Source organism: Asaia sp. As-1742, from assembly GCF_011753235.1.
In the GTDB taxonomy this organism is placed as follows: Bacteria; Pseudomonadota; Alphaproteobacteria; order Acetobacterales; family Acetobacteraceae; genus Asaia; species Asaia bogorensis_B.
Window position 1 is genome coordinate 123972 of record NZ_VWWA01000008.1, and the last position, 12724, is coordinate 136695.

Here is a 12724-nt window from a genome sequence, read left to right on the forward strand (position 1 = left end):
TAGACGATCAATCGTCCTGTGGTAGCCCTTCGGCTTCACCCAAGGTCGTGTGTTCGATGCAGGACACGTCCTCTCGTCGCTCCCCGGCAGACGAGATAGCAGGGGGCGGGCCACAGGGATGTGACTGGACCCGGTCGGGCGATCGGGCCTTGCTTATGCAATTGTAACGATGCGATCCCAGGAGTCCGACCCGATGCTGATTTCCGCCCCAACGGATTATCGCAAGGCTGCCAGACGCAAATTGCCGCCTTTCCTGTTCCACTACATCGATGGGGGGGCCTATGCAGAATATACGATGCGTCGGAACCAGGCGGATCTCTCCCATGTCGCCCTGAGGCAACGCGTGCTGCGCAATGTCTCGGGTCTGGATACATCGGTCTCGCTGCTGGGGCAGAAATTTGCCATTCCCGCAGCCCTGGCGCCGGTCGGTCTGACAGGTATGTATGCGCGTCGCGGTGAGGTTCAGGCCGCCAGGGCTGCGGCGCGCAAGGGCATACCCTTTACGCTTTCCACGGTTTCTGTCTGCCCGATCGAGGAGGTGCAGAGCCAGAGCCCGGCCCCGATCTGGTTCCAGCTTTATGTGCTTAAAGATCGAGGCTTCATGCGCAATGTGCTGGAGCGCGCGCGTGACGCCGGGGTGACAACGCTGGTCTTCACGGTCGATATGCCGACACCGGGGGCACGGTACCGCGATGTGCATTCGGGTATGTCCGGTCCCTATGCCGCAGCACGACGCATTGCCCAGGCTGTGCTCCATCCTGAATGGGCCTGGAATGTTGGGGTCAGAGGCAAGCCTCATGATCTGGGCAATATATCGGCTTATCGTGGCAATCCGACAGGTCTTGAGGACTATATCGGCTGGCTGGCGCAGAACTTCGACCCGTCGATCAGCTGGAAGGATCTGGAATGGATCCGGACTTTCTGGAAAGGCCCGATGCTCATCAAGGGTATTCTCGATCCTGAAGATGCCCGTGACGCCGTGCGTTTTGGCGCAGATGGCATTGTGGTGTCCAACCACGGCGGCCGACAGCTCGATGGTGTCCTCTCGAGCTGTCGTGCCCTGCCGCCCATCGCCGATGCCGTGAAGGGTGAACTGGCTATTCTGGCTGATTCCGGTGTGCGTTCGGGGCTTGATATCGCCCGCATGGTCGCCCTTGGCGCCGATGCTGTATTGCTCGGCCGCGCCTTTGTATATGCCCTTGCCGCAGACGGTCAGCGTGGTGTGGAGAAGCTACTCGACCTGATGGAGAAGGAGTTGCGTGTGGCGATGACCCTAACCGGCGCCCGTTCCATCGATCAGATCACATCGGAAAGCCTCGTCAGGGCTCTTGGCTGAGCGCATGAGCTGGGGGTGAGGGCAGGGACCGATCTGATCCTTGGGAGAACTCTGGATTTGCCGTCACCGCTCGCTGAAGTCTTGGCTTCACCCGGTCGATAGGCGGATCAGGCCGTTGGCGACAGAGCGGGGCCAGCTATTCCTGCCAATAGCAATGAGCGAGGGCGATCCTGCCCAGTCAATGGTGCAATGTTCCCGGAGGGTGCGCGACCTCGTGTGATTGGCGAGGCCGCTTTCACAGATCACGGTGTAGGGAAGGTTTCACCCACCATATTCTCGCTCAGGGTCCACAGAGCCTCGGCCCGTTCAGGGTCAACCGCATAGGCGCGCACGCCGGGAATGGTAATTCCAAGCGGCTGGTCATCTGGCACAATCGCGCTGATGCTGCAATCTTCACCATAGCGGCCGCCGATCTCTGACGGTTCCGCGCGTGTCGCGGCCCAGACAGCGCTGGCAGCCCCCTGAGGAATGGTCTTGAAGCGAAAAGGCGGTCGACCTGCTTCGGCCTCCTGCTGGTTGATGTGCTCGATCATGGCCTCGATCTCACCTTCAGCCATGTGGCGCACCAGCTCGGTAGCGATTCCGCCCGGATGCATGGCAACGGCCCGTATGCCGCGTGCCCTGTGCCGGGCATCCAGCGCGACCGCAAACAGGATATTGGCTGTCTTGGATCGTCCGTAAGCGCCGAAGGGCGTATAGTCTGTTGTCAGGAACCCCGGATCCTCCAGATCGACATCGCTGTAGCGGTGCCCGGCAGAGGAAAGCATGACCACGCGTCCACCGGGCCTGACCAGCGGGATCAGTCGGTTTACCAGGACGAAATGACCCAGATGGTTCGTGCCAAACTGGGTCTCAAAACCGTCCTCCGTCACACCCTGCGGTGTGGCCATGACACCTGCATTGGCAATGATCGCATCGAATGTCATGCCCTGTGCCAGCAGGCGTTTGGCGCAGTCACGGACACTTGCCAGGTCATCGAGCGCAAGTTTCTCGATTTGCAGGCGTGTCGGGTCGATGCTGGCAGTCGCCCTGGTTGCCTTGGCCAGATCACGGGCCGTGCCGACAACCTCGGCACCATGAGCCACCAGGGCACGGGCAGTCTCGACCCCAAGACCGGCAGAAACACCGGTAACGAGATAGCGTTTCCCGGCCAGGGAGAGACCGGCAAGCACATCATCGGTGGTGGACTGCGCATTGAACTTGGTGTCCGGCGTCGTTGCCGGTGTAGCGGGAGAGGAAGTAAGAGCAGACATGAACAGCCTCGCAGGGCATAAGGCGCACACATCTTGCCGGCCGACAGGACGCGCGCTAAACGGAAGCATACTCCGCTTTACATATACGGAATCAAATTCCGTTTAACAAGGGGACAATGATCATGGGCGAGACGCCGCGCCAAAGGCGCCCCCGCGCCGATGGGCAGCGGAGCCGTCAGGCATTGATGGCCGCAGCACGCCAGGCCTTCGTGACCGGTGAGACCGATATACGCATGGACGAAATCGCAGCCCGTGCGGGTGTGGGTGTCGGCACGCTCTATCGTCACTTCGCCGATCGTTCTGCCCTGATCGAGGCTGTTTATGCAGACGAGCGTGACCAGTTGCTCGGCGCAGCCGATACGCTTCGTGCGACTCATCCCCCGCTTGAGGCCTTGCGGGCATGGATGCGGCTTTTTGTCGGCTATGCCGCCACGAAGCAGGCCATGACGCCCGTTTTCAATACGCTCTCCGGTGGTTCATCAGCACTTTACGCCCGCACGGGCGGTCCCATTGTCGAAACCATGCAGAAACTCGCTGCCGCCTGTGTCGCGCAGGGGGATTTGCGCGATGATGTGGATCCGATGGATATGCTACGCGCGGTTTATGGTGTCTGCACGATTGCGGGCGACCGTCCGGAACAGGCCGTCCAGTTCATTGATATCATCCTGAGCGGTGCCAGACCGGACGCAACCATGCCGAAGCTCTCCTGAGAGGCGAGGAAAGCTGTCCGGCTGGGCGCAAGCCTATTTCATCGGAAAACCGAGGACCTTGAGAGAGGCAAGCAGCGTATCGCGGCCATGCAGGCCTTCACGTGAAACGACGCGTTTGACCATGGCCTCGGACCAGAGGCGAGGCGGCAGCGACTGTTCCTGCTGGAAGGCGTTGTCAGCCGCATCGAAGCTGGCGATGGCTTCAGCTTCCTGCTTGGTGTCGTAACGGTCTCGATGCAGTACGGCGCGTTGGGGCAGGCGCGGTTTGATGCTGGCGGGGCGTGTCTCATCCTCATAGCCCACGCACAGGCCAAAAAGCCCGACGCAGCCCTTTGGCAGGTCGAGCTCCTTTGCGACCTCACGCGGATGATTGCGCAGCCCACCGATATAGACAGTTCCAAGCCCCGCTGCTTCGAGGGCGGCCACGGCATTCTGCGCGGCCAGAGCTGCGTCGATGGCCGCTATAAGGAAGGATTCGGTATAGTCGAGCGCCTCGGCAGGCTGGCCTGCTTGTGTGGCAAGGCGTTCCAGACGTGAGATATCAGCCAGCCAGACGAGAAAAAGCGGCGCGGCGGCGACATGAGCCTGATTGCCGCAGAGCCGCGCGAAAACCTCGCGTCGCTCTGACGACTCAATGGCGATAACGCTCCAGCACTGAAGGTTGCTCGACGTTGCGGCGGACTGGGCCGCCGCAATGGCGGCTTCCAGTGTGCCCTCTGGCAGGGCATCGGGCCGATAGGCTCTGACCGAGCGATGAGAGAGAAGGCTGTCGAGAACGGCGCTCTGGCAGATGGGAGCCGCGTTTTGCGACGTCTCGAGTGGTGCGGGGAGGGGCGTGCGGTAACGCTGCTGCCAGAGCGAGGAGAGGCGATCGGTCATGACGAGGCTCCATCAGAACGGGGCCTGCCATGACCGCCAGAGCGTATCGGGGGGACAAGGCGTCCCCCACGGGTCATACGCGCCGGCTGTCTGGCCTTGGGCTGGCCCTCAGGCCGGGTAGGTTAGAAGCGAATGGAGGGGGGCGTCCAGCTTCTCACGGCCGCCCAGACCGTCAAGCTCGACCAGAACCGACGTGCCCACAACCTCGGCCCCGACATTCTTCAGAAGGCGGATCGAGGCGGCGAGCGTGCCACCCGTGGCGAGCAGATCGTCCAGCACCACCACGCGCTGACCGGGCTTGATCGCGTCTTCCTGGATATGCAGCTCGTCCTGACCATATTCCAGCCCGTATTTCAGCGAGATGGTCTTGCCCGGCAGCTTGCCCGGCTTGCGCAGCATGATGAAACCACAGCCAAGGCGCATGGCAACTGGCGCCGCCGTGAGGAAGCCGCGGCTTTCGATCCCGGCCAGCAGATCGGGCTGCCACGGTGCGATGGCGCGGGCCAGACGGGCTGTCGCGATCTGCCATGCATCGGCGTTACGGATCAGGGTGGAGATATCGTAAAACAGGATACCGGGCTTGGGGAAATCCGGGATCTCGCGAATATACTTCTTGAGGTCGAGTTCGGGCTGATCGCCATGAATCGGTGTCTGGGTCATGTTCCTGCTTCTCTTCCCTGCTTTACAAGATCATCAAAAGGCGCGGCATCTAGCCGGTTCGGGTCTCGAAAGTAAATGTCAGACTGCGCGCGCCGTGGCCTTTTCAATGGCCTCAAGCAGGGCAGCCCGCCGGAAAGGCTTGGGCAGGATCACCGCGCCAGGCACCAGATCATCGCGGGCAGTATCATCGTCGAAATCTCCCGAGATCAGGATAACGGGTAGTGCGGGCTGAGCCTTGCGCAGATGCAGGGATAGCGCATCGCCCCCCATGTCACCGGGCAGATTGAGATCGGTGATGATCAGGCCGGGGGCATCAGAGCCTGCAAGCGCAATGGCCTGCTGGGCTGAGCCGGCCCGCAGGACAGTCTTGCCAAGGGTGGAGAGGATCGTCTCGACGATCAGGGCGACAGAATCGTCATCCTCGACAAGAAGGACAGGCGAATCGGACATGCGTTAACTCTCCACCATTGGGCCAGACGATCATTTTGCTGACGATACCGTCTTGTGGCCGTGGGGGCGCAATATGGCAAACACGCCCATCATCAACCCGGCAAACAGCATCAGCGCGGCCATGGGCATCGGGCTGTTGGCAGGCAGAAGGCCAATGGCCGTACTGGCGAGCGATCCCAGCGCATATTGCATGGTGCCGGCAAATGCCGAGGCGCTCCCTGCAAACTGTGACTGGTTGCTGAGTGCGCCGACCATCGCATTGGGGCCGATAATGCCGGTCATGCCCAGCGTGATCATCATGCAGCCCACGATGGGGATGAGCATGACAGGGCGGATATGATGTGTCGGTCCGGGATATTGCTCGGCCAGCATCACCACAACCAGCAACGCGATGGCCCCCAGAATCGAAATGACCAGCGCCCAGCCCAGCATGGCCGATGAACTGACACGCCCAACCAGAGCCCCATTGATCTGTGACGACCCGATCATGCAGACCGCAAACAGGCCGAACAACATGCCATAATGGGCAGGCGTGAAACCGAAGATATGCTCGAACACGGTCGGCGCGGCTGTGAGATAGGTAAAGGACAGGAAGCCGCAGAATCCCCAGACCAGGGCATTGGTGATGAAGCAGCGCTCGCGGGCGATGGAAAGATAGCGATGCAGCAGGGAGAGGGGGCGCAGTTCGCGGCGGCTTTCAGGCGGCAGCGTCTCGGGAAAGGCGCGCAGCAGCAGCAGGACACAAAGGCCGCCATAGACAGCCGAGACCCAGAAAATGGCCCGCCAGCTGATATAGTCGAGCGCGATGCCCCCCAGCATCGGGGCCAGAATGGGCACAATTCCCTGTATCAGAATGAGCTTCGACATGAGCTTTGCGGCTTCGTTCCCCGTGGAGAGATCGCGCACGCAGGCACTCGGGATCACGATACTGGCCGACGCGGCGATGGCCGCAATGAGCCGGAAGAAGCACATGGCGCTCATGGTGGTCGCCATGGCGCAGCCGACACTGCCCGCCGTATAGACGATCATGCCAAGCAGCATCGGGATGCGCCGTCCGAAGCGATCTGCAAGTGGCCCCATGCTGATCTGCCCGATGGCAAGTCCTACCATCCACGCTGAGAGCGTCATGCCGGCGCTTCCTGCGGGGGAATGCAGAGACTTCTCCAGCGCGGGGAAGGCAGGCAGGTAGATATCGGTCGAGACCGGCCCCACCGCGGTCAGAAACCCGAGCAGCAGGGGAAGCCAGCTGGGCATGACAACAGGCGGCTGAGTTGAGTCGGTCTGAAGCCCCGATGTTGGGGTAACAGAAAGAGAGATCCCGTCGGGAGAGGCCATGAGGCGCTCCTGCTGGATAAAGGACTGTGAGATAAGGACGAATGCCCCGTTTCGGCCGGGCGTCACGCTCATCAAGCGCAACAGGGAGAAGGCGGTTTTAAGAAGGCAGCTTTTTGGCCAGTCTCTGGCGATGAGGTGTCAGATATCGCAGCCCGGCCGTTTTTCAATGATTTTTTTGACCTGCCGCAAATATCACCCACGAGAACTCCCTCTCCGGAGTCAATTTTGAGCGCGACGCAGGGGCATATCACACAGGCTGATCGGGGTCGGCCTTGTCCGCCAACTGGGCGAGCGCGCTACCCTCTCGACGCGCTCTGGCGAGCAGGAACCAGGCGAGAAAGGATGATCCGGCAAAAAGCAGCAATCCGAGACCGATCTGGATATTCTGCCCAAGCTGCGCCCCGGCACCGATCAGGACGAAAACCAGGTTCTGGGGGATGGCGCCCAGCAACGTGGCCCAGCCGAAAGCCGCCAGCGGTACACCATAGAGTCCAGCCGCCGCCGTAACCATGATGGCGGACCCCACGGGCAGGAGCCGCAAGGTCAGCACAGCCTGAAAAGGCGAGTGCGCCAGAACATGCCCGATAAGCTGGAGCCTCCCCCTGAATCGCGCCTGCCAGCGCTCACGCGTTTGGGTCGAGGCCAGACGGCGCATCCATATAAAGCCGAGCAGGGCACCCGTGAGCGAGGCAATCGTGGACAGGGCAAAGCCGATGACCGCGCCGAATACCAGCCCGGCCGCGAGACAAAGCGCCTGACGCGGCAGCCCGAACAGGCTGTAGGGGATACCGATCAGCAGAAACAGCACCGGCGCGGCGGGATTGTTTTTCCAGCTTTCGATCAGGGTCAGCACGGAGCGTGTCACCTGAAATTCGCGTGCGATCACAAGCAGCCCCACCAGAACGATAATCGTAAGTGCGGGCTTCCAGAGATTTCTGGGCGGCACGCGGTCGGCGGGGCGGAAAGCAGGCAGGGCAAGGCTCCATCGCAGGATATGCGGAGCGATTAGCAGCCCGTGAACGCTTTAGGAAGCACGCTATGATGCAGATGGGTAACAGTGCGTGACGATTCTGTCATGACTGCGCAATTGTCACGCGGCTTTCGTTGCTGTTGCTCAACGTAACTGGTAGCCGGGAAGTAGGTTTCTGTCCGATATCGTAACGATATTGTTGATGTCGAGTAGAGCCAGTCCTTTTTGTCCAGTGCCGAGGGAAACGCCACTCTATGTCGTCCAGTTTCACGCATCGTTGTCTTATGATGCTTCTTGCAGGCACAGCCCTTGCAGGCAGCGTCCAGGTATCGACCGCCGCGCCGACCCGTAACAAGCACCATGCGTCCACACACCGGACGACAAAAGCCAGGCCCGTAGCAGCCTCGTCTGTTACAACGGCACCGGCCGCGGGTACTGTCGCCCCCGCCATGCGCCCGGCGCCTCAGCCTGTCATGGCCCGCTCGCAGCCTGAAGAAATTGCAGTCACCGGCCGTAGCAGCCGTAGCCGTCAGCCGGGTGCTGGCCTGCTGCGCGTCGAGACGGCCCCCAAGGCTGTCCAGACCATTACGCATGACTTCATCGCCAAGCTGGCGCCGAGCGTGAACCTGCAGCAGGTCATCGCCATGATGCCTGCCGCGAACGTCACCCAGGCCGATCCTTTCGGTCTCTATACGGGTCAGACCAACGTGCGCGGCTTCGACACCACGGAAATCGGCTGGCTGCTCGATGGGGCTCCGCTGAACGATATCGGTGGTGGCCAGTTTTACGCCAACGAAGTGCTCGAATCCGAAAACCTCGAGAGCGTCTCGATGCAGCCGGGCTCGGTCAATCTTGATACCCCGGTGCTGAGCGCCTCGGCTGGTATGACGACCATGACCATGAGCAATCCGACGCATCGCTTTGGCGGGGTGATGGATGTGTCTTTCGGCTCGTTCGACACGTTCCGTCAGTTCATTCGTCTGAACTCCGGTGATATCGGCAATAGCGGCGTACGCGCCATGTTTGCGTTCAGCCACACCAAGGGCAACACGTGGCGTGGCCCCGGCCAGGCCGAGAAGTACCACTACGATTTCAAGATGGTGAAGGACTTCCGCAACGGAAGCCATACCGGTCTGACCGTGGCCTATAACGACCAGACCAACGATTTCTATCTGGCCCCGAATCTGAGCCAGTGGCGCACGACCGGTTATTCAACCAACTATGCCACGGATTATGCAGGTCCGAACGCAGCGGGTGCCAATTATTACAAGCTGCACGTTAACCCGTTCGAGAACGTGGTTGCAGCCCTGCCAACCCACATCGTCATCACGCCCAAGCTGACGCTCGAGGATTCACTGTATTTCTGGCACGGCATCGGCAACGGCACGGGTGCTTCGGTCATCAATGCCGCCAGCTATATGGGCAACCAAGCCGTCCAACTCAATCTGGGTGGTGCCAAGAGCGCTTTGGCGCTGGCGCCGTCGAACCAGGAGCAGTTCCGCACCGGCAATACCATCTCGCTGCATTACAAGCCCGATCATCACCACGATATCTCGCTGGGCTGGTGGTACGAGTATGCCAATCTCTACCAGTATTCGCCCTATGGCATCGTGAACCAGTCGACTGGTGAAGCGAACAACATCTGGGGCACCACGGACGTCATCAAGACGACCACAGGCCAGCCTTTCCGCGCCCGTGACTTCCTGTCGCTCACGCAGGTCAACATGATCTTCATCGGCGACACGATGAAGTACTTCAATGACCGCCTGAACATCCAGATCGGCTTCAAGGAAGCGATGGTCACCCGTCGCATGTACAACTACACGCCGGGCACGCAGTACAACCGCAACCTGCATACGCCTGAGCCGCTGCCGCAGATCGGCATCGCCTGGAACTTCAACAGGCAGCACCAGATCTATGTGTCGGGCAGCACCAACTTCAAGGCGCCGTCCAACACCTCGCTGGTCGATTACTACAACACGGCAAATAGGCAGACCCAGAGGGGTGGCCCGTCCAAGCCGGAATATACCATTCAGGAAGAGCTGGGCTACCGCTATAACGGTGAGCTGATCGTCGGTTCGATCTCGTTCTTCAACTACAACCTGACCAACCGTCAGCAGACCCTCAACTACTATGACGGGACGGCAGGCGCGAGCTACAGCCAGACCGTCAACGCTGGTGGCCAGACCACGCGTGGCGTCGATATCCAGATCGCCACACGCGCCTGGCACCATATCCGCCCCTATGCAACGTTCGAATATCTGCACTCGACCATCGACAACAATATTCGCGTGAACAACGATCTGCTGCCGACGGCTGGCAAGATCGCCATTCGTTCGCCTTCCAAGCAGGCCAAGTTCGGCCTCGATTATGACGATGGCAGCTTCTGGTTCTCGGGTCAGGTCATCTATGTTGGCAAGCAATATGCCAGCTTCATGAATGACAGCTCGATCCCGCAATATGTCACCAACCAGGTCGGTATCGGCTATCGCTTCAAGAACAAGGGCTTCATGAAGTCACCGCAGATCCAGCTGAACATGACCAACCTGACGGGCGCCAAGTTCCGTAACGGCGTGTATGGTTTCACCACCAATCTGAACCCGACCAAGGGTGTGTATGGCACCATGATCGCCACGGGTGGTCAGCCGTCCTACTACCTCAACCCGCCGTTCTCGGCGATGGTCACGCTCTCCACCGGGTTCTGATCATTCTGCAAGGGCCGCTACCGTCCAGCCAAAATGGCTGGCGGTCGGTTCCGGGGTGATCTCGCATTGCAGCCCCCTGCGGCCTGCATTTACGAAGATCGTTTCCTGCTCAAGCGCGTGTCGGTCCAGAAGGATCGGCACGCGTTTTTTTTGTCCGAAGGGGCTGATGCCGCCAGTCTTGTAGGCTGTCAGGCGCTCGGCATCGGGTGGGGCCATCATGGCGGCCGATTTGCCGCCCAGCGCCGCCGCAACAGCCTTGAGGTGGAGTTTATGATCCGAGCGGATAACCGCGCAGGCGGGTTTGTCCTTGTCCACCCAGACCATCAATGTCTTGAAAACGCGCTCCGGTGCGACACCGAGTGACTCTGCTGCCTGCAGGCCCTTGCGACTGGCATCGGGGTCGTATTCATGGCTGTGCAGCGTGTAGGCAATACCCTCTTTTTCCAGAAGGGCGAGGCCAGGGGTCTGGCCGGAGGCGGGTTTCATCAGATCGTCTCCCGAAGGTGGGTGTCAGACGACCATCAGAAAACCGGACCCTCATTCTGTCAAACCGGTCTCAGCCCTGCTCCACCTCAACGGGTTGGGGCAGGGGCTTGCGGCGCAGGAATGCCAGCACGTTGCCAAGCAGGATCAGGACCAGCCCTGCCAGCATGGGAATGGACCAGTGAACTTGCTCGAAGAAGGCAGACATGCCCAGCGCAATGACGGGGGAGAGAATGGTGGCATAGGCGGCCTTGTCGGCACCGATGCGACGAACCAGTTCGAGATAGAACAGAAAACCCGCTACCGAGCCAAAGAGGGCCAGATAGAGCAGGCCACCCAGCCAGCGTGCCGTAAGCGGGAAACCATAACCATGTCCTGACAGCGGGATGATGACCGCCAGCAAGGTCGCGCCACAGATCATGCCCCAGAAGATGGTGTTGGTCAGGCTGATGTCGAACCGGGCGAGGTGACGCGAGAGCATGTTGCCGCAGGAGAACAGGAAGGTGCCCAGAAGGGCAAAGCCCATGCCTGCAAGCATCAGATGCCAGTTTTCATGCGCCATGTCCCCTGCCAGAAGCAGGGCCACGCCACAGACACCCAGAATACCGCCAGCCAGCACGCGCAGATCGGGCGTCTTGCGAAAGAACAGCCAGAGATTGAGCGTATTGAACAGGGTGGCCATGCTGAACACCACCGAGACGGTACCGCTCGGCAGATAGAGTTCCGAACTGTAGATGCCAAGGAAGTTGCAGGAGAACAGACAGACGCCCATTCCTGCGATCCAGGGCCATGCCGGTCTGGGCGGAAGGCGCAGTTTGCCTGTCAACGCCAGTCCGCCCCCGATCAGGGTTGCTGACAGGACGAATCGCCAGAAAATAGCCACATCGGCGGTCGTACCACCAATCTGGAGGTGAATGGCAAACCAGGTGAGCCCCCAGAGAATGACGACGGCGAAAAACAGGAAGGGGGCCATTCTGGATCTTTCTTGATTGGGGCGTCAGGGTTTGCTCACATTACGGGATCGGGGAATTAAAAAAAGACGGGTTTTGTCTGGAAACAGGGCGATCGATGCGACTTTGTTCCGGATGCCGCGTTGAAAAGGCTGTGCTGCCCTGCGCAGGCATCCCGGCGGCGACATCAGGGTCGATCTTCCGGAGGGATGACCGAGGGGCAGGGCCCAGCGAGAAGGAACAGCGTCATGAGCTCATTCACGGATAAGGTCAGCGGCACCGTCAAGCAGGTGGTCGGCTCGATCAAGGAAGAAACCGGCAAGCTGACCCATAACGAGAAGCTGGAGGCCGAAGGTGCCGCCCAGAATCTTGAAGGCAAGGCCGAAAAGACCAAGGGTGACGTCAAGAGTGCCGTCAATAACGGCATCGACAGCGTCAAGGACGGCTTCAACAAGCTCTGAGCCTCACTCACGAAAAACGCCCCGCAGCCTCTGCGGGGCGTTTTTGCGTTTTGCGCCTGTATCGCTTGTCCCTCGCGCCATGAGCGCTGGTTCGACGATATGGCGATCAAGCAGGCAGGGGCAGCACTTACCAAAAGCACGGCGGCTCTCGGCAACCCGCTCTCGGCATCCTCCCCTTCGCATTGTGAGACGGATGACCGGACGGGTTTGGCGGTGAGGATTGAGGCGGTTCGCGTTGGTGGTCATTTGAGTCCTGCGTTTCCTGTGGTGTGAGTTTTTTCGTTTTTTTTGGACTTTTTTGGTTTGGATTGGGGTGTGTGTGGGGAGAGGAATCGGGTGTGGCCCATGTATGGCGTGGGTTTTGGGGGATTTGAGGAAGTGTTTGACAACCCCCCCTGGTTTCCGTAAAAGCCCGTTCACCGCAGCGGAACACGCCGCGGTGACTGCCTGAAAGACTGAGTAAGATCAGTAGGTTAGGTAGGGTTCTTTGAAAATTGAATAGGTTATGGAAGGGATATGTTGGCGGCGCTTT

At 60.1% G+C, this 12724-nt stretch carries 12 protein-coding genes; 4 read left to right on the forward strand and 8 right to left on the reverse strand.

Annotation, left to right across the window (positions count from 1 at the left end):
• The first annotated feature begins 193 nt into the window (after positions 1 to 193).
• Positions 194 to 1336, forward strand: a complete 1143-nt coding sequence (gene lldD / locus F3J08_RS12525; RefSeq protein WP_122038798.1) for an FMN-dependent L-lactate dehydrogenase LldD — start codon at positions 194 to 196, stop codon at positions 1334 to 1336.
• A gap of 242 nt (positions 1337 to 1578) precedes the next feature.
• On the opposite strand, the gene F3J08_RS12530 is transcribed toward lldD, so the two are convergent.
• Positions 1579 to 2589 carry an SDR family NAD(P)-dependent oxidoreductase gene (locus F3J08_RS12530; RefSeq protein ID WP_166930330.1) on the reverse strand — a complete coding sequence of 337 codons (1011 nt, stop codon included), beginning with the start codon at positions 2587 to 2589 and terminating at the stop codon, positions 1579 to 1581.
• A 122-nt stretch (positions 2590 to 2711) separates the two neighbouring features.
• Here F3J08_RS12530 and F3J08_RS12535 point away from each other — a divergent pair, with 122 nt between their 5' ends.
• The gene (locus F3J08_RS12535) at positions 2712 to 3299 is read left to right on the forward strand and encodes a TetR/AcrR family transcriptional regulator (protein WP_240149331.1); all 588 of its coding nucleotides are present in this window, start codon (positions 2712 to 2714) and stop codon (positions 3297 to 3299) included.
• 33 nt (positions 3300 to 3332) lie between these two features.
• Here F3J08_RS12535 and F3J08_RS12540 read toward each other — a convergent pair whose 3' ends face one another.
• The 5 genes from F3J08_RS12540 to F3J08_RS12560 all read right to left on the reverse strand — a co-directional run bounded on the left by F3J08_RS12540 (position 3333) and on the right by F3J08_RS12560 (position 7569).
• Positions 3333 to 4178 carry a nitroreductase family protein gene (locus F3J08_RS12540; protein WP_166930335.1) on the reverse strand — a complete coding sequence of 282 codons (846 nt, stop codon included), beginning with the start codon at positions 4176 to 4178 and terminating at the stop codon, positions 3333 to 3335.
• Positions 4179 to 4286: 108 nt separating this feature from the next.
• Positions 4287 to 4838, reverse strand: a complete 552-nt coding sequence (locus F3J08_RS12545) for an adenine phosphoribosyltransferase (protein WP_062163981.1) — start codon at positions 4836 to 4838, stop codon at positions 4287 to 4289.
• Positions 4839 to 4916: 78 nt separating this feature from the next.
• Positions 4917 to 5288 (reverse strand): response regulator, encoded by a 372-nt coding sequence (locus F3J08_RS12550; RefSeq protein WP_122049047.1) that lies wholly within the window; start codon positions 5286 to 5288, stop codon positions 4917 to 4919.
• Positions 5289 to 5318: 30 nt separating this feature from the next.
• Complete coding sequence (locus tag F3J08_RS12555) at positions 5319 to 6623, reverse strand: multidrug effflux MFS transporter (RefSeq protein ID WP_240149332.1); 1305 nt, start codon at positions 6621 to 6623, stop codon at positions 5319 to 5321.
• A 247-nt stretch (positions 6624 to 6870) separates the two neighbouring features.
• Complete coding sequence (locus F3J08_RS12560) at positions 6871 to 7569, reverse strand: VTT domain-containing protein (protein ID WP_166930336.1); 699 nt, start codon at positions 7567 to 7569, stop codon at positions 6871 to 6873.
• Between the two features lie 308 nt (positions 7570 to 7877).
• On the opposite strand from F3J08_RS12560, the gene F3J08_RS12565 reads away from it, so the two are divergent.
• Complete coding sequence (locus F3J08_RS12565; RefSeq protein ID WP_166930338.1) at positions 7878 to 10298, forward strand: TonB-dependent receptor; 2421 nt, start codon at positions 7878 to 7880, stop codon at positions 10296 to 10298.
• On the opposite strand, the gene ybaK is transcribed toward F3J08_RS12565, so the two are convergent.
• Positions 10299 to 10784, reverse strand: coding sequence for a Cys-tRNA(Pro) deacylase (gene ybaK / locus F3J08_RS12570; protein ID WP_166930340.1), 486 nt, complete (start codon positions 10782 to 10784; stop codon positions 10299 to 10301).
• 70 nt (positions 10785 to 10854) lie between these two features.
• Entirely contained in the window at positions 10855 to 11754 is a 900-nt protein-coding gene (locus F3J08_RS12575; RefSeq protein ID WP_023977861.1) for a DMT family transporter, read from the reverse strand.
• Between the two features lie 225 nt (positions 11755 to 11979).
• Between F3J08_RS12575 and F3J08_RS12580 the strand changes: the two genes are divergently transcribed.
• Positions 11980 to 12192, forward strand: a complete 213-nt coding sequence (locus F3J08_RS12580; RefSeq protein WP_023977862.1) for a CsbD family protein — start codon at positions 11980 to 11982, stop codon at positions 12190 to 12192.
• The last annotated feature ends 532 nt before the right edge of the window (positions 12193 to 12724 follow it).